This window comes from Rufibacter ruber (genome assembly GCF_014138425.1).
GTDB classification, from domain to species: domain Bacteria; phylum Bacteroidota; class Bacteroidia; order Cytophagales; family Hymenobacteraceae; genus Nibribacter; species Nibribacter ruber_C.
This window is the reverse complement of record NZ_JACJIQ010000002.1, coordinates 313,672-336,917: the sequence shown is the minus strand read 5'-3', so window position 1 is coordinate 336,917 and position 23,246 is coordinate 313,672. Positions and strand designations below refer to the sequence as shown.

Sequence of the window (23,246 nt, the reverse complement as noted above, 5' to 3'; positions counted from 1 at the left end):
GTTACGGCCTCCGTCTGTTGTGCTGCCCACCGCCAAAGATTTTCCCCATGGCCGCTTTAATTGGCCCCGGCTCCATGCTCTTCTCTACGTTGGCATTCAAGATGGCCAGCTGCTGCAGCAACTTCTGCTGTATCTCGGCGTCGGTGTCCAACTTACGGAGCAGGCGTTCATGGGTGTGTTTGATTTCCTGGGCGGTTTCATGCTGCTGTTTATTCAGTTGGCTCTGCTGCCCGTTCAGGTTTTCAAAAGGCCGCATGTAGTCCAGAATGCGCTGGTACAGGTTGTCTTCGTTCAGCCGCCTAAAGTGCTCCTGCCATTTTTCATAGGCATTCTGGGCGTCGCGCTCCTGGTGCTGCAGACGGGCCTGCATCAGATCGGTCAGCTTGAGGGCTGCTTTGTCAAAATACTGTTCAGTGCGGTTGGCAATGGTGTTGAGTTCTTCTTCATGCCGGGCGAAGAAGTTGATTTGCCGTTGCAGGGCCTCGTCATGCTGCTGCAGGTAACCGGGCACTTGGTCAAAGCCTTCCTGCAATCTGGTGAGGCGGTTGAGCACCTGCGTGATGTTCTGCGTGAGCTCCCCGCCCTTACGCACCGATTCGTTCAGAGCCTCCTGGTACTGCAGAAAGTTCATGAACAGGCGCTCGCTTTCCTTGATTTTGTCAAAGACCTGCAGGTTGGCGTTGGCCATTTGCGTAAAGCCAATCTGGTCCAGCTTCTGAATGAATTCCTTCTGCGTACTGATGTTGTCGGTGAGGGTTTCCACAATCGGGCGGAAGCCCAAAATCTTATCCAGAAAGTCTTTGTTGAACGAGTCCAGCACCGATTTGAGGTTGCCCAGGCTGGCCGCCATGTCTGAATTGAGCTTGGGCAGCAGGTGGGTCTGCAAAAAGGTGTAGTAGGCGTTCTTGAGGCGGTCACGGGTGCTGCGTGCATCTTTCAGGGCGTTGTTGCCCAACAACGTCAGCAGCAGGCCGCACATGCTCCCGGCCATGGCAATGAGCACGCCAAACAAGAAAGACGGAATGTTATGGTCGGTGATAAAAGAGGCATCAGCGTCAGAAGTGCCCTGCAGCCCCGTCCAGACCAGGCTGGAAAGCCCAATGATAACCCCGGCAAACGTGCCCAGCAAGCCAATGTACAAGGGCGTGGCAATGGTAGACTGCACCTCATTGTCCTGCGCCTCGGCGTAGCGCTCCGCCACGTCTTTTAATATGTTGAAATCGGCGGCCGCACCTTTGTTTACGCGCAGGTACTCATTGGTGCTGTTGATGATCTTCTGAAACGTTTCTGACGGGTTCTGAGCCTGAATGAGGTCAATGGTTTCAGGATTCCGCTCAGAACCAGCGGGAGAACTGGAAACCGCTGGACTGCTTTCCAAAAAGATATTCCCGGTATACAGCAGCTGCCTGAACTTTTCAATGGCAATGGTATAAAAGGGAACCGGGTCATTCTCGGCTGAAATGTGTAGTTCCTCTGCGTCTACCGCTACTATTCTTTTTATAACTGGGCTGGCGGGTGAATATTCCCGGAATGTCTCGCCGTACAGCAACCGGTCCCATTGCTCTTCTACGGTTGCCCCCGCGGGAGCACCAGCGGTGTTGCCGTGCATGGGTTGCCGGGCCACAGAAAGTTTCCCTTCAGGCGGGAACAGTTTTTCAATTTCTGCAATCCGGTTTCTGTTGCCCCTGTACACCCGCAGCTGGTACCCTACAATAAAGAGTACCATCAACGCCTCAAAAATGAATACTATTTCCATGTAAGTCAGTAAGGGTAAAGGGTATCTGGGGTCAGGTACGCCCGCAAAAGGCGCGGTTTTCCAAGGAAAGAAGAGCGGCCTGGGAACAGAAGATAAATGGAACTCCTAATTGCGTTTTCGGCCTGTTTTTTAGAAAACAGGCTGAAAACAGACTTTCAGCCATGTTTCCGGGGAGTGTCTGGCACCCTTGCCTTTTTCTTCTTTTCAGCTGAATTGGCGGTTGAAGTAAGCGTTTGCTTGCTGGTGCGTTTTTGGGCTATTTTTCCAAAAACAGGCCAAAAACGCACTTTCAGCAGGGCTATGGTGACTTGCCCTAGTCTGTCATTCCGGAAGAATCACGGGAACAGGCGGCAACTACAGGAACGGCTTACAAACGCGCATGTAGTTTGCCCATTGCTCCCCGAGTTCCTTTCAGGATGACACTCTGTTGAGCAAATTTGCCACCCCCGCTTCTGAACACCGGTAAAGCCAAACAACTATCCAGCCGCTACCTGAAATCTATTTTAGCTTTTTCCTGAATTTTCCAACCGTTGGTGGTTCTTACCAGCACGCCGTCGCCCTGCAGCACAATCTGGCTCACCATTCGGTTAGACGGCTTCTCAAACGAGAACGCGTTTTCCAGCCGGTCCATGCCCTGGGTGATGACAAACGCCTGGTTCCCTGACAGGTTGAACCGGTACCGCGTACTGCCGCTTCCGTCCTGGGGGGTGTCAATCTCCAGGTAGCTGTCTGAGTCTGGCCGCAGCTGCAACTGGTGGCTTTTCACAATGCCGTCTTCCGGGATGATGGCGTACCGGGTAGGGCTGGTGGGTGCTTCCTCCTGGCTTAGCTCCTGCAAGAGATGATCGCCTACCAGGTCGTTTCCTACGGTTGTTTTAGCGGTTGGGGTTGGGTCAGATTCCAGGTTGTTCATAGGTTCTCTGCGTTTGTTCTCGTTTCTTCTGGGTTGTGGCTCCCTTTTGCCTTGCGGGGCGCCAGCGCTCTGAGGCTGTTGCGGCGCCCCAGACTGTGGCTGTGGCTGCCCTTGTTTCTGCCGTGGCTCCTGCTGCGGACGGGGTTCTTTGGGCTGCCTTTGCTGCTGGGGTTGCCCTTCCTGCCTGGCCCGGCCTTCCTGGGGTTGGCGCGATGGCTGCGGTTGCCCCTGGTTGGGGCGCCCTTCGCCGGTTTGCTGCCCGCGGGGGGCTTGCGGCTCCCGCTGCTGTTTTTGCCTTGGCTCCTGCTGGGGCCGGGGCTCACGGCCGGGCGGCATAGTGGTTTGCCCGCCAGCACGGGCATTGCGGTTGCCGTCTTGCGGTTGGTTCCGGCCGCCTTTGCGGGCATCTTCTTTGAGGCTTTTCACCTCATCTTCTAGCTTGCGGTTTCGCTTCTCCAGATTCCGGATTCGGGAAAGCGCGCCGCCCATTTTCAGGAAAGTAAAGCCCGCGACCAATAAGGCAAGTATGCCCAGAATAAGTGGTATATAGTCCATACCGTGTTTTTTTTTAGGTGATGTGTATAAAAGGATTCCCTCTGGTCTCGTGTAGAAGAGCACCAGAGGGAATAAATAAGCTTAAACAATAGCCCCCACCTGCTGCTGGTACAGTTCTTTAGACAGCAGGTACAATGACTGTTTCAACGGCATGAAGAACATAGTCTCCGGTATCAGTTCCCGGTCAGACAAGCCGCGCAGCGTGTCTTCCAACACCATGGTATAACTGTCTTGTATGTGGGACCGCATGAAGTTCAACACCCAATGCGGATCAACCTCTACCCCCATGGAACGCATGAGCGGGGCTACGTCTTCATCATCTAACAGCAGCTGCAGGCAGTTCATGACATTGTCCAGCACCTCCTGACGCAACGTGCCGGAAATCTGGCTTTTATTGACTGGTTTCAAAGCGTCTTCGCCAGCGGCCGTTCCCGTGGGGCGCATGATAGGAATATCTGTCAGGTCAGAGAGGCTGGCGCCTTCCAGGGCCATGGCTCCGCCGTTGGCGGTCACCTGTTTAGGGTTGTCTACCAGCACCAGCTTGAAGTTAGCCGGCGGCTCCTGCCCCGTCACTTTCTTGAAGATGGCCTTGGCGTACCGTTCCACATTAGAGAGGTTGTTGCCAGCGCTTAACAGCTTGATGTACAGACTGCCTTGCCCACTAAAGCAGATATACCTTGGCACCTGCGTGCCCAGTAGCTGCGTGAGTTGCGCCAAATGATACATCAATGCCCCAAAATGCAGGTAGAACATCAAGCGCAGCTGCCGGGCCTGCAACAGCTGTGAACTGTAATGCAGCTCTCTGTCATAGCTGAACAGCAAACTGGTAATATCTGCCGAACTGAAGTCCGGGTTGTCCAGGGCGGTTTCCAGGAACTTCTTGTACTCCTTGCCTTCCTCGGTGAGCGGAATCTGGAGCACGTGCTGCACGCCATATTGCAGCAAACCATTGTCTTTGCTGGTCTTGACCGCTGCAAACCCGTCGCCCCACAGGTCATTGCCCGCAAAGCGGAACGAGGCGCTGTGCGACGGCTTGCGGTTGGTGAACAGCAGCACGTCTGTGGTACCGCCGCCTATGTCTACGTTAATCAGGTTTTCGTCCTGGCTGGGCACCACCACCCCGGTTCTGGACAGGAAGTAAAACGGCGCCACCGATTCTGTGATGCAGGCCGTGTTTCTGCCGTTCTTGAACACGCTGTGGTACACGCCGTCCCACACGTTCTGGAACATGTTGCGCGAATAGTCATCAAAGCTCAAGGGCGCAAACCAGACCACCTTGGTGTTGGCCACGTTGCCGTTGTTCAGCACCACCTTGTTCTTGATGAGCAGCATTATCTCTGTGAAGAACGCCTCAATGCGGCGCTTTCCGGTATTAGAGAGCGTCTCGCTCCACTTCAGGTCTGTGTGGTACGTTTGCTTGTACTGGTTCTGGTGCGTGCCCTCTGTGTTGATGGCGAACCCAATGTTGATATTCCCGAACAAACTCGGGATTTGGTTCTCAAAGTCAGCCGACTCACAGGTGGCGGTGCGGGCCGGGAACGTGTACAGCGAGCCGCCCGCGTTCAGGATTAACGGAATGAATTCACGCTTGAGTAAATCCTGCACCGCGAACAACCGCCCAAACCCGCGTTTATGGAACCGCTGGTAATCAGTTAAAGACGCGTCATCTGATGGCTTGTTCAGCATGACTAACTGCAAATCATTGGCCGTGATGGAGAACTCCTTGGGCGCCTGGTTAGAACCCGAGGTATAGGCGATGTGCGTGTTAGAGGTCCCGAAGTCAATGGCAAACGTGAACGACTGGATTCCCTGCTGCACCGGCTGGAACCTAGGTACAATCAACGCCTTGCCGGTTACGTCCATGCCCTCATGGGTCAGTTCAGCATAGTCAAAGTGCGTGCCCCTGATTTCATAGTAAGTGCTGCCGGCGCTGCTGTTGCTTTTCTTGGTTCTGCGCTGCGAGGTAGCCGAAATAATTCCGCCCCCGGCGTCTAACTGCCTTCCGCCCGCATAGAACGTGAGCGTGTGGTTTCTATTGACGAGCAACGGGTCAATGTCTTCGTCTACCAGCATGACCTTGTAGAAGTCATTGTACGTGGGTGCATCTACAAATTTGTAGAACGGGAACACGCCAATGCCCACCCGTGACTTAAGAATATGTCCTTTCTCCGGGATAATCTGCCCGCTGGCGTCTCTTGAATTGAGTGGGTTGTCATAGTAGCTGCGCTCATACACCACGTTCCCCTGTTCGGTAGGAATTTGCAGCGTTACCCGCACGTGGTTCACGTCTATGTGGAACGCGAGATGGGTGGCTAAATCCTCGGGGGTGAAATAGGTGAAGTACAGGCTGGTGAGGGGCAACAGGTAATTAAAGGTTTTGTCTGTGACGCCCGGCTGGTACAGCACCGTGCCGCTGTAGAACCGGTCTGTATTCACCTCATAGGGCACCTGTACAATGGTTTCCTGCAAGAGGTCATTAATGGTGAGGTACGGGTACTTGAACCCGACGCCAGGCAACGAGCGGGCGGAGATTTCTTTGCTGTCTGCGTAGCCCACGTGGGTGTTGGCCGGCCAGGCCAGGTTGTTCACATACTTTACGTGGGGTGCCAACCGTAAGTCTGGCTTCAAGACAATGGGCCGGTCGCCGGAGAACGCGGCATTGGTGGGCCGCAAGAATAAATCGCTGTTGGTGACGGCGGTCTGGTCTTTTTTTACCAGAAACGTGAGGCTGCCCACGTGCACCGGGTTCTGCTGCAGGTCTACCAACGGAATGTACTCGGCGGAAATGGCGTTCTGCCCCACCACCCCAGACATGCTGATGCTGCGCAACAGGTTTTCATCTAAGGCATTGTACACCGCCGGGAACGCTTGAATAAACGCCGGGTTGGAGACAAACAGCTTGTGCACGTATTCCTTGAAATCCCGCTCGCGGTCATGGAGCGAGATATACTGGTTGTCAAAATACACGCCTACATTCTGGGCGCGGTTCATGCCCAGCGGCTGCACGTTGGGAGAGACAAAAAGAAAGGTGAGCGGCGAGGTGCCGCCCAGCAACTGCATGTGTTTTTCGCCGCGGGCATTGGTAGACTCCAGGTAGAACAGGAACAGGTCGTCTACGCCGTCAAAGCGGCGGTCGTTCATGAACAGCTCCAGCGTTTTGCCCAACAGGTTGGTGTTGGGGTTGGCCTGCATGGCGTACAGTTGCTGTTGCTTGTTCCACCGGCGGGTCACTATTTTATTTCCGCCCTGGGCGTAGCTTTGGTGATTATAAAGCAATTCCCAAAGGTCCCAGAAATGAGTGACAAACTTATGGTAGATGCTGTTCTGGCCCGTGGTCACGCCCTGCTTCACAAAATCAAAGGCCGTTTCAAACAGGTGCATGCGCGCGAAAGGCGTGGGAATGGAGGCGTTTATTTTCTGAGCGCGGCCACCGGCCCCATCTACCATGTCCTTGATTTCGGTGCTGGTAATCTGGGCGGTTTTAGACCAGCCTTCTACGTTAGAGCCAGTTTTATGAAGACGAAGTACTTTCGGCATAGGTCAATCTGTTTTTAAGGTGTTTTCAGAAAAAGAGGCCAAAAACGCAAACGTGGGGTTTGGCGGTCTTTCTGGTGTTCTTTTTACTGTATCTGAACGTCCCCCTTTGAAGGGGGTAGGGGGATGATTACTCGTGCAGAGTTTCGCATTCCCGAGAATCAATTTTTTCTTTCTTTGTAGGTTTTGCAGTTGGTTCTTCAACCGCCTTTATCATCCCCCTACCCCCTTCAAAGGGGGACGAAGTGCGTGCTTCCAAAATATCTTAATTATCTGTCTGTGATTTTCTCAAATGCACTCTCCTGTGTAAACACCCCTCTTAATCCCCCTTGAGGGGAGAATTTGCACTTAATGGAGCCCTTTCCTAGTTCGCCCACAAGATTCTTCCAGAATGACAAAATGAAAGGGGCAAGGCACTTACTCTACGAGTACTTCAGTTTTTCCTCTACCAGATTATTGGTGGCCACTTCAAATGCTTTGATGGTGGCTTTGAACGCCTCCCGGTCAGAGATGGCTTCAGAGGCGCGGTTGAGTTCTTTTACAAATGCCCCCTGAGAGATGCCTTTGTTCAGGAAACCGGTCTCTACCTGCTTGTCTGACACCATGCGGTTGAAGTCTGGTTCATTAAGATGGAAAGCCGAAAACGTTCTTTCCATGCGGCCCAACTCCTTCAACCAGGTTTCATACCCGAAGTCTGGGCTGTTCAGGAACTTGGTCAGCTCCCTAAAGATGGGCTCATTGCGCATGGCCCCTGCCAAATCAACGCCTTTGGCATAGGCGGCCTGGCTGTCTTCGGGCACGTGGTGGGTGAAATACCGTGAAAAGAAATGGAACCTAATCAGTTGCTTGGCAATGCGGTCACGGGTTTCCTGGTCCAGGTGCGAGAACTGCACGTTGTCTACGTCTTCGCGCAGGCCAAACTCATGGAAAAGCGCAGAACCGGAAAGCTCATTGTCTGAATAGTCCATGAAGTCAATGATAGACAGGGCGCTGAGCAACTCTACCAGGTGGGCGTCGTTTTTTTGGCTGGCCCGGCCCGGGTTGTTCTCCAGCGGCTTGTCTGGCGTGTCACCCATGTAGTAGGTGGCGTTCACGCCCTGCAGGTGGTGCTGGTAGTAAGAAAGCGCGTCTTTGGCTTTGGTGGTGAACGTATTGGAGTCTATGAAATCTACCTCTGCCCCCGCCGCAGGCTGTTCTAAGGAGAAATACGGCAACACCACCATGGCTCCGGTGAGGGCGGCATTCAGGCTGGAGGCGTTGGGCAGGCTGGAGCGGCTGTCTTTGAAGTTCTTGAGCAACAGCGGAAAACCGGCGGCCCCCGTGCCGCCAAAAATGGAGCTTACAAAGAAAATCCGGTCACCGGCCTGGAAATTAGAGGCGAAGAACCGCATCTCTGGCGAGTCAATAATCTCATTCAGCACCACGCTGCCCACATTGGGGCTGCCCCTGAAGCCCACGTCCAGGCTGTTGTTCAGGTTTTCTGGGGTAAACAGGAGGTCTACCAATGCCTGGCTGTCTATGTCCAGCTGGTTGTACCCCACGTGGTCTTTAAACGGCTTGTTGATTCCGCCAAAATCATAGACAAAGCTGTCGCGCACCTTAGAGGAACCGTCACCGGCAATGCTGGAGAGCGTGCTGATGTTGGTATGGAAAAACCCCTCGTCACGCTTGCCCAGCTGGTCATGCAGGTGTTTGTAGGTTTTGAGCAGTTCCACCGTACGGTTCATGTCGCCGTTCTGGGTGTCTGGGTCAATGATGATGGGGACTATCTTATCACAGTTCTTGATTTTGACACCGGCGGCCATGAGCATAACCAGGGAACGGATGACCCTGGAGCCCGTGCCCCCAATTCCGAATACAAAAAGTTTAGCCATAGTTTATCTAGCGTAGGTTACCTAAGTAACGTTTTGGTCAGGGTTTTCAGATTAAGTTTCGTTTAAAACAACAAAAGTTGAATGTCCCCCTTTGAAGGGGGTAGGGGGATGATTACTCGTGCAGATCACGCATTCCCGAGAATTACTCTTACCCTCATTATAGTAATTACTTCTGCATCTTCAACAGACCTTGTCATCCCCCTACCCCCTTCAAAGGGGGACGATATGCGTCATAGTCTTTCTATCTGGAGTGAGGCCATCTCATAGGGGTTGTCCAGGCCTGGACAGACCCTTTCTTGAGCAGCAGGGAGAAAACGAAAAACAGAACAAGGCTGAGCACCGCGTTCACAAAAGCAAAAGTGTAGGTGTACGAATGGGTTTCAACGCCGTTGCCGTTCACCTGCATAATGGGCACCGCAAAGGCAATAACCGCGTTCAGGAGTAACATGACCACCCAATGCTTCGGCTTATAGAAACCGGTGCTCATGACCCGGTTGAACACATAGTAGTACAGCACCACCAGCGCCAGCGAAATGACCAGCAGCAAGAGCCCCGTGTTGGGGAAGATGACCTCGCGGTAATCTTGGGTAAAGTTGGCGGGCATGGGCCTGCCCAGGAAAAGCTCGTAAAGGCCGGAGAAGAAGTTCTGAATCATCTTTAGTTCGTTTCTTTGTTAAACTTTATGGTTGCCGTGAATACCTGCTCGCTTTTGTCACGGTACAACGCCTGCAGCCCCTCCACAATCTTTTGGAGCTGATACGTTTTGCGCGGTGCCGCCGCCGGATTATTGTCATTCTCAGTAGACCATTGGGGTATCCAGGCCGGGACCACAGACGGCAACTGCACCGTGAGCGTACCAGTAGCCGCCGTTACCTGGGTCACCGTTACCCGCACAAAGTGGGTGTAGGTAGCCAGTTCGGGCACCGCCCTGGTATCTGGCGTGGCTGCAACTACTGTACCAATCGCTGCTTTTCCGCCGGTCACTGTTAGTTGCAGATGCTTCTTGAGGTAAGCGGCCTCCTGCATAGAGGCAGGCAACTGACTCAAATCCAAGGCAATATCAAACGCCACCGGCGCGCCTTTCTCCGGAATTAAATTTACGCTGGTGCACACCTGCGCGGTACGGCTGGTGCAGTACACCACGCCCTGCGGCTTAAACGCCTTCGCTTTCAGAATAGCCGAATACGGTACTGCGCCATATGAAAACCCAAAATACGCCTGTTGGGCGGGCAGGTTGCGGAGCACTTTGTTGATGACAGTTTGCACTTCGGCCTGCGGGCCGATGACCCAGGTATAGAACGGGACTTCCTGGCCCGTTAGATTCTGTTTGGTCGCCGGTTTTTTAACTGCCGGGTAGTAGCTCCCATAGAAAGGCGAGGCATCTGCCAGCACCGCCACCACCAGATTCTTGTGTTCGGCCTGCTTCAGGCTGCTCCTGATATCAGAGTCCAGGGAAAGGAATTGGCCGGGGTTGTTGGGGTCTGGGCCATGAATGAAATCAGAGACAATCACGCTCACCGCCCCGCCTTTTATGGAATTGGCAAGCGCCGACTGTAGCATGGCCGGCAGCGGCGTACCGCGCACATCGGCTTTAATGCCGCTGGTGATAGTGTTCTTGAGCGTGCCGTATGAGACGCTGTCCAGCACCGGTTGGCCCTGCCCGTCTTCCTTGGCCAAATAGTACCGCTTGCTGTCTACGTAAATGCCGTCTTCTACCTCAGAAATGAGTTTGTTCAGCCGGCTCTGGAACACGGTGGGCTTTTTATCGGCGGCGGGCGGGGGCATAAAGCCTTTCATGCCATTAGACACCTCCAGGTACAAATCAACGTCTACTTTGGCCTTGGCCGAAGGCGGGGTGGCAGCAGGTGGCGCTTTGGTGGCCTCAGCCCCCGTTGCCGCAGGCGCGGCAGACTCTGACTTTGGCTCAGGGGCTGTTTCTCCCTCCTGTGATTTCTTGGTATAGCACCCGGTACCTGCCAGCACTATCATCAGCCAAAGCACTAGCGTGCCAGCCGTACGCTGTTTGTTGAACATGTAGTCGCTCTTCATGTGATATTGGGAACTTACTATATTTAACTCAAAAGGTTATTATTTCAGATGGGCCGGACCAAGCCAGCCACTAACAGAAGAGGGTTTGTCTTGCCTCCCCCTTACCCAACTACACACGGGCAAATGTTATTGCCTAGCTTACCTTGAATGAGATCCTCACAGGCCAATCTGGACCAACTGATCCTACAACTTTTCGCCTTGCCCAACAAGGTAAACATAGGTGTCACAGGGTAATTTATAAAAAAATTTGGTTCGGGCCTGTTCGGTATCACGCACTAGTACATTGCTGCTTGCCGCTTTACTGTGTAACCTGACCAGATGTTCCTGCTAATTCATTGGTCAGGAAGGTTAGAGTACCCTTTCTCCACCGTACTTCTACAACATTAGTTAACAGCCGCTGTAAAAGTCACCGGAAACCATGCGCCGTTAGCCAAGATAGTTTTAAAGCCAAAAGCCGTTTTTGGCCTGTTTTTCTGAAAACAGGCCAAAAACGGCTTTTGGCTTTAAGCAGAACCAGCGAAGATCAACCGCACAACAAGCTAACACAGATTAGGGTATCTGGCCAGTTCAACCATGGCGGACTCAGGGGTTTGCCTCTGCCGTATGTGGTTGGCTGTTTCTGGCCTGTTTTTAAAAAATCAGGTCGAAAACAGCCAACCACTATGACAAATGCCATCAATAAGGGAGAAAGCTTCTTACTCCCAAAACAGGAGCCCCACCTCTGTCATCTTCAGCAGTGAATTTTACCAGTACCGCTAATTTCTTAGCTGCTCCTTCTGCTTGCAACGCACCCCTTACTCAGCCAGGGCAAACTCTCCCGTCAGTTTGATGTTGTCTGAGGCGGTGCCTATCATGAGCTTGAAATCGCCGGGCTCGGCCACCCATTGCAGTTCCTGGTTGTAGAACGAGAGCTTGTTCTGGTCAATGGTGAAGGTGATGGTCTTGCTCTCGCCAGGCTTCAGCATCACTTTTCTGAAGTCTTTCAACTCCTTCACCGGACGGGCCAGCGAAGCCACTTTGTCTTGCAGGTACAGCTGCGCCACCTCTTCACCGGCCACTTTGCCCGTGTTGGTCAGGGTAAAACTCACCTCCAGCTTCTCATGGGGCGCAATTTTGGATTTACTCAGTTTCAGGTCTGAATACCCGAAGGTGGTGTAACTCAACCCGTACCCAAACGCATATTTAGGCGTGTTGGGGGCATCAATGTAGGCCGAGCGATAGACAATGTTCTTCTCATTGAGCACGGGCCGGCCGGTGTTGTAGAAGTTGTACGACAGCGGAATCTGGCCCACATTTCTGGGGAAAGTCATGGGCAGTTTACCAGACGGGTTGTAATCCCCGAAGAGCACGTTGGCGATAGCGTTCCCGCCCTCGTTGCCCAACCACCACGCAAACACCACCGCCGAGGCCTTGTCAGCGATTTGGTCAAAGATCAACGGCCGGCCGCCCATGACCACGGCCACAATAGGTTTGCCCAGTTTCTGAAGCTCCATAAACAGCGCTTCCTGCTGGCCGGGTAAATTGATGTTGGTGCGGGATTTGGCCTCGCCGCTCATGTCCCAGGTCTCACCCACTGCCATCACAATCACGTCTGCGCTTTTGGCGGTCTGGAGGGCTTCGGCGAAGCCGGCCTGCGAATTGCTTTTCACGTCACAGCCTTTGGCATAGAGCAGCTTGGTTTTCTTGCCCACTTTCTGTTGTACCCCTTCCAACAGGTTCACAATGATGGTGGTGTCGCCGGGTTGTACAATCCAGCTGCCGGCCAGGTCACGCTTGCTCTGCACCAACGGCCCAATCAAGGCAATGGTCTGCGTGTTTTTTGACAGCGGCAGGGTGTTGTTCTCGTTCTTTAAAAGCACAATAGATTTCTGGGCCACCTCACGGGCAATGAGTTTGTGCTGCGGGTCATTCAATACTTTCTGCTCGCGTTTGGCGTCTGAGAACTTGTACGGGTCATCAAACAGACCTAGCTCAAACTTTTTGTACAGAATACGGCGCACGGCATCATCTACCAGCTCCTGCTTCACTTTACCCTCCTGCACCAGTTTCACCAGGCTTTTCTTGTAAGCCACGCTTTCCATGTCCATGTCGCTGCCCGCGGTAATGGCTTTGAGGGCGGCCTCTTCTGAGTTCTTCGCGAAGCCGTGGGCAATCATCTCGCCAATGGAGCCCCAGTCACTCACCACAAACCCTTTATAATTCCACTGGCCTTTCAAAATGTCACGCTGCAAATAGCTGTTGCCGGTGGCGGGCACGCCGTTGAGGGTGTTGAACGAGTTCATGAACGTGGCCACACCCGCGTCTGCGGCCGCCTTAAACGGCGGAAGATAACTCTCCCAGAGCATCTGCGGGCTCATGTCCACGGCGTTGTAATCGCGCCCGGCCAGGGCGGCGCCATAGGCCGCGAAGTGCTTGGCGCAGGCCATCACCGCATCTGTACCGCCCAGTTTCTCGCCCTGAAACCCTTTTACCCGGGCAGCCCCAATCAAGGAACCCAGATAGGTGTCCTCACCGGCGCCTTCCATCACGCGGCCCCAGCGCGGGTCACGGGAAATGTCCACCATGGGCGCAAACGTCCAGTGAATACCGGAGGCCGCCGCCTCTTTGGCCGCAATGTGCGCCGACAACCGGATGGCCTCCAGATCCCAGGAAGCGGCCTCGGCCAACGGAATGGGGAACACGGTGCGGTACCCGTGAATCACGTCCAGACTGAACAACAGCGGAATCTTGAGCCGCGACTGCAGCGCCACCGCCTGAATGGCGCGGGTGTCTTTCACGCCCTTCACGTTGAGCATGGAGCCCACCCAACCGGCTTTAATGTCATTGAGTTGGTTCGTGTTTTTCTCGTTCACGGGGCCGGTCACTTCTTTGCCCGAATACTGGTTCAACTGCCCTACTTTCTCTTCCAGGGTCATCTGTTTGAGCAGGTCTTCCACGCGTTGGTCAATGCCCTGGCTCTGCGCCCAAGCAACACCGGGGAAAATAAAACAGGAGAAAAAGGCAAGGGTAAGGATTCGTTTTTTACTCATGGTAGGCGTACTAGCTATGTTTGATGTTGCGTCTTAGAGAAGAGGATGAGTTAATCTTCCCCAACCGAGACTGGAGTTTTGTTCAGGTAAAAGGGGTTCCGTTTTTGGCCTGATTTCCGGAAAACAGGCCAAAAACGGAAATCTGTTTTGGTTTGGTGGCAAGAGGAAAAGAGTGGTGAAAAACACTTTCTTGGAAATAAAGAAAAATTTCCGTTTTCGGGCTGTTTTGGCCAAAACAGCCCGAAAACGGAAAGGCGCATCCCTATTTCGCCAAGGCGAATTTCAAGCCCAGTTCAAATCCGCCGCTGGCGTAGTCTTTCATGTCTGAGGGGGCGGTGGTGTAGATGCCCGTGAAGGCCAGCCGAGACTTGTAGCCCACGGAGAAACCAAACGTGGCCTCCTGGTTGCTGTGGTACAGCCCGAACACATTGAAGGCATTGTACAGAAACGAAAGGTTCGCGCCCGCGTCCAGGATGTTGTCTGTTTCCTTCATGCCGCGGTAGGCGATTTTCGGCTCTATGCCAATGGCCTGGCCCCCGGCGGTCACGTTGAAACGGTAACTCACGGCCGTAAAGAAGGTGGGGTAGTTGATCACCTCCACCTCATTGGGGTCATTGGCCAGATAGTTCCGCATGCCCAGCAGGGCACCCTGCACCGTGAGTTTACCGGTGGTGAACGCCAGCCCGAAGTCGCCGTCCAGCTCCACGCTCTGGTCATTGAAACGGCTCACGCTGGGGTCACTGTTCTCGCCCACCACGTCGCTGTTGCTGATACGCTGATTGGTAACGCCCACAGACAGCCCGAAGTGCAGCTGCTGGCCTTCGTTCACGGGCAAATGGTAGGCGTACGTGCCCACGGCGCTGGTATGGCGCAGCAATCCCGCTTTGGTGTTCTGCACCTTCAGGCCCACGCCTACGTTGCCGCCAAAGCCGTATTCGGCGGTGAGCGACTGGGTTTTGGGCGTACCTGGGAAAGAATTCCATTGCTGCCGGTAGGCCAGGTTCAGTTTCCAGCCGTTGTCCAGCCCCGCCATGGCCGGGTTACCCAGGTATTGGTTCTGGAAATACATGGTCCCCAAAGGATTGATCTGGGCCAACGCCTCCCCGCCGGAATGGAACAGTTGCGTCCCCATTAGGGCACTCACCAGCACCACTTGCAGGCAAATTTTCTGAAGGATAGTATTAGAAGTTTTCATGGTCATGCTTTTACTATAGGTCAATCGTCTGCCTGTGCTTAGTCTCTTACAACGGTGATGAAGCCCTTGAACAAGGGTTGCCCGTTCCCGAAATCCACGATGTAGTAGTAAGTTCCGGCGGCCAGCGGCGCGTTCTGGTAAGTTCCGTCCCAGGTGTTGCGGTAGCCTTTCTGCTGGAAGACCACGCGCCCGGCCCGGTCAAAGACCTTCACCTCATTGTTGCGGTAGAAGTCAATGTTCTGGATGACCCATTTGTCGTTCACCCCGTCATTGTTGGGCGTGAGCAGGTTGAAAGCCTGCAGCACGCTGTAATTCTCGGTTACCTCCAGCGTGATAGACTCCGTATCAGTGCAGCCGTTCTCATTGGTCACCGTGACCTGGTACGTGGTAGTGGCCTCTGGCCGAACGGTTAAGGTAGCGCTGTTCTGCCCACTCACTATCCCGTTGGCATTGGCCCAGACATAACTGGTGCCGCCGCTGGCCGTCAACGTGGCGGTCAGTCCTTTAGAAAGCTGCGTGCCCTGGTTGGAGGTGATGGTGGCGGTAGGCAAGGCCACGCTGGTCAGTTTGAAGGTGCGGGTGAACGTATCTGTTCCGCCGTGGGCGGTGCCGCCGTTGTCTTTCAGGGTCACGGTCACATCGGCTTCGCCGAGGGCGCCCGCTTTCAAACGGTAAGAAAGTTGCGCTGCCCCATTCGCCCCTGGCGTGATGCTCAACTCCTCAAACAAGGCACTGTTGGTAGAAGCCACGGAGTATGTCAGAGTCTGGGTAGTCTCAGGCCCTGGCGTGGCGTTGGAGAGGGCAATGGTTTGGGTTTGAGTGATGTTACAAGCCACCTGGTCAGCGATGGCGGCCAGCGTAGGCGCCTCGTTCACATCCTGCACCGCCACCGTGAAGACCTCCTCCAGGAAATGCCCGGACGAAGACGTGGACCTTACCCGCACCGAATAGCTGGACTTGGCTTCAAAATTCAGAGCGGCCGCGGTTTGCAGTTGATTCCCTGATATGCTGAACGCCGCATTATCAGTATCCCCGTCCCCGCTGACCAAGCTGTACGTGAACGTGGCAGAGGCATTGTCTGAGGTGGACGTCAACTCACCTGCCACGGTTCCAAGCGGTGCGTTTTCATAGACCGTCTGGGGGGTGAAGGAAACGGTGAGCACCTTCGCGATATTGGTAATGATCTCGGCTACATTGGAGAACTCTGACGCCGCCGAAGCACCCGTAGCCCTTACTCTGTAGTAGTATTTGGTGGAGCCCACCACTGTTTTGTCTGAGTAGGTGGTAACGTTTGCCCCTACCGTTGCCAAAGAGTTGAAGGTAGTACCGTCTGTGGAGCGCTCTATTTCAAAACCGGTTTCATTAGGAGAGTTATCACTCCAGGACAGGTCTATCTGGGTGGCCGTGATGGCGGCGGCCGTTAAATCAGAGGGAGCGGCTGGCGCCCGAAGCGAGGCAATAAACGCCCGGTTATTGTCGCCGTAGCCCATGCCCCATTTGCGGTCTGTGTCTGTAGAGGATTTTGCCTTCACGCCGTCAAAGTCTTCTATGGAGACCGTTGGGTTCAAGGGATAAAGGAAAAAACCGGTGCCGTTGGTCTCCGCAGAAACCAAGGCTCTGCTATAGATCGCATTGAAAAAAGAACCCGCGGTAGAAGCGTTTCCATTGTTAGACACCAGGGCATGGATGGCATCCCCTGCCCCGTTGATGTCCCCTCTTTTGATCATGACCATGTCTGTCATGGTGAGGTTGAACTCATGCCCGCTCAATGCCACGTTATCCAGATAAGGGGAGGAGTTGGTTAAGAGCAGGTCCAGGGTGAAGTCTGAGGCGTCTGTGTCTTCCACGTAGGCAGCGTCCTGCGACTGGGTTTTGCGCAGCACAATGGTGGTTCCTTTCCTCATATCGGCCCAGAAGGCAATGTTCTTGAACCGGTACTTGCCGCCGGTGTCGTTTACCAGATTGTCATTGAAATCTTTGACCACCAGGTTGCGCATGTCAAAATGGTCTTGCACCACCAGCAGCTCAAACGCATCTGATTTACCGTCATTCGTGTCAGTGGCATTGTAGATTTTGTTTACCACCACGGGGAGATTCACCGGACCTTCGGCCACTACGGGGCGCCGCAGGGAGGCGATGAAATTTCTGTTTCCAGCCCCGTAACCGAATCCCCATTGGCGCTGCGCATCATTGGCATTGGTGATGGCATTGGAAGCGGTGGCGCTGGTGCCGTTGTAATCGCTCACGTTCTGGGTTGGGTTGGTAGGATAGTAGAAGTACCCGCCCCCCGGGTTGGCGTACACCAGCTTGATTTTAGGGCTGGTGGTACTGGCAAAGTGGGCAGAGGCGTCAATATTGGCCGCGCTCCCGTAGGCAAAGGCATGAATGGAACCCGCAGTTCCGGTAGGTTCCCCGGTTTTTATCATCACCATATCATTGCCGGTAAGATTGAAGATGGCGGTTCCCCCGCGGTTGGTGAAGTAGGTGGTGTTCTGCAGCAGGACGTCAATGATGAAATCTGAGGGGTCTGTGTCTTGCACGTAGTTGCCCTGCAAGCCGCTGAGATTACGCAGTATAATGGTGGTTCCCTTTCTCAGGTCACGCCAGAGCGGCTCATCCTTGAACTCAAACCTGCCGCCCTCTGTGGTGATGTTGTTCTCAAAGTCCTTTATGATGAATCCTCTGATATCCAGGTGATCCTGGACCACCAACAGTTCCACGGCATCGGTTCTACCGTCTGCGTCATTGGAGCCGTTCAATAACTTGTTAATGACAATACTTTGAGCCTGTACCGCATTAAAAGATAAGAAGACACCTAATAAAAGTAAAAGTGCTTTTCTCATATGTTGCTGTTATAAGTTGTAGTGTAAGTTGTTTGTCTGTTCCTGTTTATTGTACCCGCTTTACTTTGATGGCATTGAGAATGGGCTGCCCGCTGATTTTTTCAAACTGGAGGTGAAGTCCCTGGCCTTTTTGGGCTTTCACCTGAAAAGTGCGCTGCAGCAGGGTCTTGGGGCCTGCCTGTCTTGCCAAATCCAACTCATTTATAATCTTTTTCTGATTCAGGAGCACCTGGAATACCCGTTTGCCTGATGCGGCCGCGGCGGCGCTGCCCAGATCATACACCAGACTGCTGTGACTGCCTTCCGGCTCCGCAAAGCTCAGTTCCACTTCATACAGCCCGTCCACCACGTCAAAGCGGTAGCCCTCCAGGTTCTGCCGGAGCGTTTGATACAGTGGATTCTGCGTTGTCCCTGCTATGTTGGATTGGATGCCCGGCCGGGACTTGTTGGGTCGGTAAGGTTCGCCGCCCACATATCCCCAGCTCCCGCTGCGGTACGGCTGGTCGGGCTCATAGATGAACTGCTTCTCTGGGTGGAAGTACCAGGCATTGCTTCCGCAGTTGACGCCTATCTCCACAAAGGCCGCCGCATCCTGGTTGAGTTGATAAGGCTGCAGTTGCATTTCTACCGTCTTGAAATCCTCTGCTGGCACGCCTTGTCTCTCCCCAATTGCCCGCAGGTTGTTCTTTCCGGGTACCAGCGGCACATCAAAGGTGGCAACGGTCTCTTGCACCTGTTTTCTGCCCAAAGATTTGCCGTTGAGAAACAGCTCCACCTCCGCACAGTTGCTGTACACGTTTATCGGGTTGATAACAAAAGAATCCCCTGCCTTTTGGGGAGCCATACGGCGGAGCGGCCAATCTTGCGTGGCCACGTGCACCACGGCTGAGTCTATCCTGAGGGTGACTTTGTAGAAATAGAAAATGTCTTTCTTGGTGCGGTTAAAGGTCACCAGGCCTTTGTTATTAAGGCGCGGCATGGTCTCCTGCCGTCCCTCAGACCCGAAATCGGCCAGAATCCAAGCCAGCGAACCTGCCACATACGGTCGGGTTTGTATGGTTTTCAGGTAACTCTGGGCGTACAGAAACTGCCACTGCGGGCTAAAGTCAAACTGCTCGGGTTGCAGGGTATTGATTCTGAGGTCGCTGCCCGCGCCATATTCACTTACCAGGAGCGGTATTTTGGGGTAAGCCTGGTGCTGCTTGTCCAGAAACGTACCTACCTCACTGAACTTGCCGCCGTACCAACCCTGGTACAGGTTCCAACCCACCAAATAGGAGATGTGCTGCAACCCGTGTATGGTATAAAGATCACTGCCGTGGAAAGCCACCGTGGTCAGGCGGGTGGGGTCTTCGGCTCTGGCCACTTTCTCCAGTTGCCGGGCCAGCTGCACGGTTTTCTGAATGATCTGCTCTTTCTCTGTGTCAGAAACTTTCAGGCTGCCCAACCTAAGCAGCACCTCATTCATATAGCCCCACATGACAATAGACGGGTGGTTGTAGTGCTGCTGAATCATCTCCCGCAACTGCGTGCTGGTATTCTCCGCGAAAGCCTGTGACGGGTTGATTTCGTTTACCGTGGGCACTTCCATCCAAACCAGCAACCCCAGTCGGTCACACGCCTCCAGCAGGGCAGGGTCTTGCGGGTAATGGGCCAGCCGCACGAAGTTGGCGCCCAGCTCCTTCAACAGCCGGGCATCATGTGCATGCAATTCATCAGGCAGAGCACTGGCGAGCCCTTCCCAATCCTGATGGCGGGACGCTCCTGTGAGTTTGAGATGCTGGTCATTGAGAAAGAACCCGCTGTCTGGGGAAACAGAAAACCACCTGAAGCCCACGGGATGGGTGATTTCATCTAGAACTTCTTTGGTTCGGGCATCTTTGATAGAGGTAGTCACCCGGTACAGATAAGGAGAATCTGGGCTCCACAGGTGGGGTGTAGGAATAGCCTTGCTCACAGCGGAGAAGCTGTGGCTCTGCCCGGCCTTTGATTGGACCTTAGAGGTAAACGCTGCTACTTCTTTCCCTTGGGCATCTTTGACGGAGTGCGCAATCTCAAGCTTCCGGTCTCTTCCGCTTTCATTGGTGAGGGTTCCCTTCACCTGCACCGTGGCCCGCTGTGCACTCACCTGGGGCGTCTGCACAAAAACACCGTTGGCCCCATATGAGGTAAAGGCGAAGTGGATATCTGAGGTTTTGATCAACCAGACATCCCGGTACAGGCCTCCATACAAGGTGAAATCTCCTGAGATTGGGGCAATATGCGCCTTGGCGGAGTTATCTACTTTCACTGAGATGACATTGGGACCGTCCTTCCGCAGAAATGAAGTAAGGGGCACGGCAAATCCGGTGTAACCGCCTTCATGGGTCCCCGCCAGTTTCCCGTTCACATACACCTCCGCTGAAAGCAGCGCCCCCTCTAAAAAGAGAAACACTTTATCTGAAGGCGTAAACGTATCCAACAGCCTTTTCTGGTACCAACCTATTCCTTTATAAGGTGCACCCGTGGGCACGAAGGCATCGGTTTGGTTCCAGGAGTGTGGCAAGGTCACCTTCTCCCAACCCTCCTCCTGCCCCGTAGGCACCTGCTTGTTTAGGGTATCACCCTTTCGGAAAAGCCACGCGTCATTCACCTTCACCGCCGTGCGCTGGGCGCACACCGGGAGGCAAAACAACAGGCTTAAAAACCAGATAAAGGTGATTCTCATTTTGTGCTATGGAATAGGAATTCAGGTGACACACTTGCTGCACACGTTTGCAGAAGACTTGGGATTCTTGCCTCCACCACCTGCTTGTGTGTGATGATATTTCCTTAGGCAAAAGCCCCAGCGGAAATACTCTTTAAAAGGGAGTCGCCGTTTTTGGCCTCTTTTTCTGAAATCAGCTTAAAAACGCAATGATGCCAGAGGCTGATCATCCTCTGGTTTTCTTCTCTTTGCGCCATTTCCGTTTTTGGGCTGTTTTGGCCAAACCAGCCCAAAAACGGAAATAAGGCATTTATTGTACCCCTTCAATAATGCCTTGATAGGCAGGCTTAGGCTGGTAGTTTTTATCAAAGGGCAAAGGCCAGTCTGGGGCGCCGTTGAAGCCCGGCACCCAGCTGTCGCCGTCGGTTACGTTCCAGGTGGTGATGCCAAACTGCTGTTCTTTGGGAATACCGTTATAGGCCTTCACAATGAATTTATACCGGGTGGCCTGCAGCTGCGCCGTGGCGGGCGTGAGCATGATTCCCTGCGTTTTCTCCGGGTTCATGGAGATGTCCAGCTCTGAGATGTGCACTTTCAGGCCGGTACTGGCCGCCGTGGTGATGGCTGCGGTGAGGTTGGCGTCTGATTGGTTGTAGCGGGTGTGCATCTGCATGCCAATGCCATGAATGGGAATCCCGCGCGCTTTCAGGCTGTTCACCAGATTAATAATGGCGTTGCGTTTAGTAGGGCCGTATTCATGCCCGTAGTCATTGTAAAACAAAAGCGCGGCGGGGTCTGCCTCATGGGCATACTGGAACGCGCGGGCTATGTAGTCATCGCCCAGAATGCGGCGCCACACGCTGTTGCGCAAAGTTCCGCCCTCGTTCTCAAAGGCTTCGTTCACCACATCCCAGGAGGCTACTTTGCCTTTAAAATGGGAGACAATGGTTTGAATGTGGGTCTTAAATATCTGCTCAAACTCTGCGGGGGTGCCGTTGTAGTTCTCTAGCCAGGCGGGCAGCGACTGGTGCCAGATCAAGGTGTGCCCATGCACGCGCTTGCCGCTTTGCTTCGCAAACTCCACCAGATAATCGGCGTCATTCCACACGTACAGGTCTTTGGAGGGGTGCAGGGCAGCCGGTTTCATGGCGTTCTCTGCCGTGATGCTGTTCATCTCCTTGGCCACCAGATTACGGTATTGGGCATTGTTCCGGATGAGGTTTACGTTCACCGCCGCCCCAAAAGGGAAAGGCAGCTTGGCGTGCAGCCCATCGGTGGAAACGGGTGGCGTGGTCACCAACACGGGTTTGGGAAACTCCTCCTCCTTGCCGCAGGCCGCAAGCCCGAGGCATAACAACGCTGTTTTCCAAAAATGCTTTTTCATGAGTGCCTCCTATTTCTTCTTTTGAAAATAATCTGCCAGTTGATACATGTGTTGGTTGATCTCCCGCATCTTGTCCATGAGCGGTTGATACACCTGGTAATAATTGTCCACGATGCCTTTGTTGGCATCAATGTTAGAGGACTCAGCGCCTTCTAAGGTAGGGTCATTGTCCTGGTACTGGAACCAGTGCCAGCCCACGCAGTTGGGGTTTTCCAGGAGACCCAGCGTGAAGTTCTGGTAAAACAAGCCTCTGTCCTGCTGGGTCTTCACCATCCAACCCGCGCCGGTTCTGTTGGGCAAACCTGAGTCCTCCCCTTTCACGTACCACTCCGTGATGATAAATGGCTTCTTAGACCAAGCCCCCCAGTTGCGCATTTTGTCCTGCTCCGGGGTCCAGACGTTGTAGTAGTTGATGGAAACCACATCCACGTATTTACCGGCGGCCTCCAGCATTTCTGGGTATTCCCGCTGGTTGCCGTAGAACCGACAGCCCAGGTACATGTGGTTGGGGTCATATTTCTTGATGGCTTTGGCCACAATGGAGAAATAGCGCTCAGCGGCGAAGGCCAGGAACTCCTTGCGGTGCGCATCGGTGATCTGCTCCGGGGTGATGCCTCGCTCTTTTATCCATTGATGGGCGGCAGCATAGCCCGGTTCTTTGGGATCAAGCGTCAGGTAGCCTTCCAAATTCTTCCGCCCGAAGGGCATTTCATTGTCTGAGAAATACCCGAACACGTTCTTGTCGTTTTTATAAGCAGCCAGCTGTTTGGCGTGGCTGTCGCAGAAGGCCTCAAACTCGGGGTCAAAGACGAAGATCACATCATTGGGGTAGCCACGGTGACCGGGCTTCTGGTACGTGCCGCCGCGCTTCTTGCCGTAGGCACTCATGAAGTCCCAGTTGATGGTGTAGGCCAGCGGGGTTTTCTCCTGCCGCGGCGAGGCCATCAATTCTTTCACGTTAGACCAGGAGCCCGTGCCGTTAAAACCGTTCTCCCGCAGCAACTGATTGGCGGCGGAGGCCCAGCCCCTGCTGTCTTTGAACTTCTCTTTTAGGGCCTCTTTGTTGCGGGCGGAGGCTCCCATGGTCACCGTGTTCACCGCGGTGTGCAGGAAATAATACCCCTCAGGGTCAATGGCCCACCAACGGCCGTTCAGCTGCTTCACATGGAAGAAGCCGGTGGCTTTGGTGCGTTTGTCTTTTCTGCCGCCGTATGGGCTCAGCTTGGTTTCCTTCGGTTTGAAATCTGTCAGTTGCGCGAAGCTTCTAGTGGCGTAATCTTTCCACTCCCCAAAGCCTTTGGTGGCATCAGAAGTAGTGAGGCCGCGCTTAGCCTGCACCACGAGCGGCGCCGGTGCTTTCTCCTGTGCTTTCACCACCGGAGCCAACGCCAGAACCGCCGCCAAAGACAACAAAATCTGTTTTCTCAT

Annotated in this window: 13 protein-coding genes; all 13 read right to left on the bottom strand. The window is 53.9% G+C overall.

Features of this window, described 5'->3' with window-relative positions; all coding sequences use genetic code 11:
* Window position 1: 1 nt before the first annotated feature.
* Window positions 2–1,756, bottom strand: a complete 1,755-nt coding sequence (locus FHS90_RS03980) for a hypothetical protein (protein WP_182511919.1) — start codon at window positions 1,754–1,756, stop codon at window positions 2–4.
* Between the two features lie 487 nt (window positions 1,757–2,243).
* Window positions 2,244–3,224: a hypothetical protein gene (locus FHS90_RS03975; protein WP_182511917.1), complete on the bottom strand. Its 981-nt coding sequence runs from the start codon at window positions 3,222–3,224 to the stop codon at window positions 2,244–2,246.
* Window positions 3,225–3,305: 81 nt separating this feature from the next.
* Window positions 3,306–6,761: an acetate and sugar kinases/Hsc70/actin family protein gene (locus FHS90_RS03970; protein WP_182511916.1), complete on the bottom strand. Its 3,456-nt coding sequence runs from the start codon at window positions 6,759–6,761 to the stop codon at window positions 3,306–3,308.
* A gap of 419 nt (window positions 6,762–7,180) precedes the next feature.
* Window positions 7,181–8,632, bottom strand: a complete 1,452-nt coding sequence (locus tag FHS90_RS03965; RefSeq protein WP_182511914.1) for a hypothetical protein — start codon at window positions 8,630–8,632, stop codon at window positions 7,181–7,183.
* 241 nt (window positions 8,633–8,873) lie between these two features.
* Window positions 8,874–9,287: a hypothetical protein gene (locus FHS90_RS03960; RefSeq protein WP_220482974.1), complete on the bottom strand. Its 414-nt coding sequence runs from the start codon at window positions 9,285–9,287 to the stop codon at window positions 8,874–8,876.
* A gap of 2 nt (window positions 9,288–9,289) precedes the next feature.
* Window positions 9,290–10,681: a hypothetical protein gene (locus FHS90_RS03955; RefSeq protein WP_182511912.1), complete on the bottom strand. Its 1,392-nt coding sequence runs from the start codon at window positions 10,679–10,681 to the stop codon at window positions 9,290–9,292.
* Window positions 10,682–11,475: 794 nt separating this feature from the next.
* Window positions 11,476–13,710, bottom strand: coding sequence for a beta-glucosidase BglX (gene bglX / locus FHS90_RS03950; RefSeq protein ID WP_182511910.1), 2,235 nt, complete (start codon window positions 13,708–13,710; stop codon window positions 11,476–11,478).
* A 262-nt stretch (window positions 13,711–13,972) separates the two neighbouring features.
* Window positions 13,973–14,905, bottom strand: a complete 933-nt coding sequence (locus tag FHS90_RS03945) for a PorP/SprF family type IX secretion system membrane protein (RefSeq protein ID WP_182511908.1) — start codon at window positions 14,903–14,905, stop codon at window positions 13,973–13,975.
* Between the two features lie 38 nt (window positions 14,906–14,943).
* Window positions 14,944–17,748, bottom strand: coding sequence for a T9SS type B sorting domain-containing protein (locus FHS90_RS03940; protein WP_182511906.1), 2,805 nt, complete (start codon window positions 17,746–17,748; stop codon window positions 14,944–14,946).
* A 46-nt stretch (window positions 17,749–17,794) separates the two neighbouring features.
* Window positions 17,795–20,455: a glycoside hydrolase family 2 TIM barrel-domain containing protein gene (locus FHS90_RS03935; protein WP_182511904.1), complete on the bottom strand. Its 2,661-nt coding sequence runs from the start codon at window positions 20,453–20,455 to the stop codon at window positions 17,795–17,797.
* A 104-nt stretch (window positions 20,456–20,559) separates the two neighbouring features.
* Window positions 20,560–20,691: a hypothetical protein gene (locus FHS90_RS22565; protein ID WP_281367861.1), complete on the bottom strand. Its 132-nt coding sequence runs from the start codon at window positions 20,689–20,691 to the stop codon at window positions 20,560–20,562.
* Between the two features lie 53 nt (window positions 20,692–20,744).
* Window positions 20,745–21,818: an endo-1,4-beta-xylanase gene (locus tag FHS90_RS03930; RefSeq protein WP_182511902.1), complete on the bottom strand. Its 1,074-nt coding sequence runs from the start codon at window positions 21,816–21,818 to the stop codon at window positions 20,745–20,747.
* Window positions 21,819–21,827: 9 nt separating this feature from the next.
* The gene (locus tag FHS90_RS03925) at window positions 21,828–23,246 is read right to left on the bottom strand and encodes an agarase (protein ID WP_182511900.1); all 1,419 of its coding nucleotides are present in this window, start codon (window positions 23,244–23,246) and stop codon (window positions 21,828–21,830) included.